The organism is Burkholderia sp. LMG 13014, from assembly GCF_905232215.1.
Classification (GTDB): Bacteria; Pseudomonadota; Gammaproteobacteria; order Burkholderiales; family Burkholderiaceae; genus Burkholderia.
In genome coordinates, this window is the sequence record NZ_CAJNKE010000755.1 from 1 (window position 1) to 2,476 (window position 2,476).

Consider the following 2,476-nt stretch of genomic DNA (forward strand, 5'->3'; position numbering starts at 1 on the left):
GGCATCGCATCGGCGATCCGCATGAATTCGACGGCGTCCGCCCGCGTCAGGTTGGCCACCGACGCGATGCGGCGCTCGCCCCACAGCCACGCGTACGGAAAGCCGGGGATGTCGCTCATGTGGATGCCGCCGCACACGACGATCCCGCCCTTGTCGAGCGCGCGAAGCGCGGCCGGCACCAGTGCACCGACCGGCGCGAAGATGAGCGCGGCATCGAGCGGCTCCGGCGGCGCCTCGTCGCTGCCGCCTGCCCACGCGGCACCGAGTGAACGTGCCAGCTGCTGCGCCACGGTATCGCCGGGCTTCGTCAGCGCGAACACCTTCCGCCCCTCGCCATGCGCAACCTGCGCGACGAGATGCGCTGCCGCGCCGAAGCCGTAGATGCCGATGCGCCGCGCATCGCCCGCCATGCGCAAGGTTCGATAACCGATCAGGCCTGCGCACAGCAGCGGCGCGGCCTCGAGATCGGAATAGCACCGCGGCAGATGCACGCAATACCGATGGTCGGCGACGGTGCGCTCCGCGTAGCCGCCGTCGATCGTATAACCGGTGAATCCCGGGGTATCGCACAGATTTTCGCGGCCGGTCGTGCAATACGCGCAATGGCCGCACGTCGACCCGAGCCACGGAACACCGACGCGATCGCCCACGGCGAAGCCCGTCACGCCCGCGCCGAGCGCGCGCACCGTGCCGACGATTTCGTGCCCCGGGATCAGCGGCAGTTTCGGATGCGCGAGTTCGCCGTCGACGACGTGGAGATCCGTCCGGCATACGCCGCATGCGTGTACGTCGATCAGCAACTGGCCCGCCGCCGGCAGCGGGTCCGGCACGCGCGCCTCGCGCAGGTGCGGTGTCGTGCCGTCAAACATCATCGCAAGCATGCTCGCCTCCCCGCGCGACCGTTCGCGCGCGCTTCGCATTCCAAGGCTAGTCGCCTGCCGCCGGTTGCGCACGGCCCGGTGACGCGCGCTTGACGTGGGTCAATGGCCGCCGGCCGGTTGCTGACACGATGAAATGGCGTCACGCCGCCGCAGCGGCGACCTGGAGATGCCCGAATGATATCCGTTCCCCCCCTTGCCGCAAGCGCCCGCCCCGATGCGCACCTGAGGTCGCTGCTGGCCTACGCGGTGCTGGCTCCGTCCAGCCACAACTCGCAGCCATGGCGGTTCATCGTCGATGGCTCCACGATCGCGGTCTGCGCGGATCGTGTGCGCGCGTTGCCCGTCATCGATCCGTTCGATCGCGAACTGATCATCAGCTGTGGTGCGGCGCTGCTCAACCTGCGCGTCGCGCTCGATCACGCTGGGATCGCCCACCGGATCAGCACGTTTCCTTCCGACATCGATCCCGATCTGCTGGCGCTGGTCAGGGTCTGCGACGACGGCTATGCCGACGCAGCCCTCGGCGCGCTGTTCGATGCGATTCCGGAGCGCGTCACGACGCGCGCGCCGTTCGAATCGACGGCCGTGCCGGACGACCTTCAGCGCGAGCTGATCGCGGCCGGCGCCGCGGAAGGCGCCGAGGTCGCCTGTATCGATTCGATCGCGCATCGCGCACAAGTGGCGGAGTTGGTCGCGGAAGCCGACCAGCAGCAATTCGCGGACCCGCGCTTCCGGCGCGAGCTGGCGAGCTGGATCGATCCGCGCCGGCACGCCGACGGCATGCCCGCGTTCGCGGCCGGCGTGCCGACGCTGCTGGACTTCGCCGCGCCAGTCGTGACGATGGCGGTGCGGACGTTCGATCTCGGCAACGGGCTGGCCGCGCTGCATCATCAGCTCGTCGGCGCATCGCCGCTGATCGTCTGCCTGTCGACCGTGCGCGACGATCGCGACGCGTGGCTCGCCGCCGGACAGGCGCTGGAGCGCATCCTGCTCGTCGCGACGCGCGCGGGCCATACGGCGTCGTACCTGAACCAGCCGATCGAGACGGCCGAGCTGCGCGCCAACCTGCGCCACATGCTCGGGCTGCGCGGCGAGCCGCAGTTGCTGCTGCGCATCGGGCGCGGCCCGCGTTCGCCGCATTCGCCGCGCCGCCCGCTCGACGAAGTCGTCTCCTGATCGCCCCCGGCGAAACGGCTTGCCCTTCTGATCCGGACGAGGAAAACAACATGAACCTCCTGCGTTACGCCGCCTTCTGCGTGATCGCCGCCGCCGCGGCCGGCCCGGCCGTCGCGCAGACGGCCGCCGTGCCCGAGCCGACCGAACTCGTCAACGCGCAGCACTGCATGTTCTGCCATACGCCCGACATGACGTTCCTCGGGCCGTCGTTCCACGAGATCGCGCAGCGCTACCGTGGCGATCCGACGGCAGCAGCAGAACTGGAACACAAGCTGCGCGTCGGCGGTCGCGTGCACTGGGGCGACACGCCGATGCCGTCCGCGGAGGATCGCGGCGGCCCGCTGTCCGCCGACGACGCGCACCAGCTCGTGCAATGGGTGCTGAGCCAGTAACCGGCCCGCCGCCCCGCAGCGCATGTC

General features: G+C 70.1%; 3 protein-coding genes. 2 read left to right on the forward strand and 1 reads right to left on the reverse strand.

Features of this window, described 5'->3' with window-relative positions; translation table 11 throughout:
* On the reverse strand, window positions 1-881 hold an 881-nt coding region (locus JYJ84_RS34125), incomplete at its 3' end, for a zinc-dependent alcohol dehydrogenase family protein (protein WP_205190092.1).
* A 174-nt stretch (window positions 882-1,055) separates the two neighbouring features.
* Between JYJ84_RS34125 and JYJ84_RS34130 the strand changes: the two genes are divergently transcribed.
* The gene (locus JYJ84_RS34130; protein ID WP_175220434.1) at window positions 1,056-2,057 is read left to right on the forward strand and encodes a nitroreductase family protein; all 1,002 of its coding nucleotides are present in this window, start codon (window positions 1,056-1,058) and stop codon (window positions 2,055-2,057) included.
* A gap of 50 nt (window positions 2,058-2,107) precedes the next feature.
* Window positions 2,108-2,449, forward strand: coding sequence for a c-type cytochrome (locus tag JYJ84_RS34135; RefSeq protein WP_175220436.1), 342 nt, complete (start codon window positions 2,108-2,110; stop codon window positions 2,447-2,449).
* The last annotated feature ends 27 nt before the right edge of the window (window positions 2,450-2,476 follow it).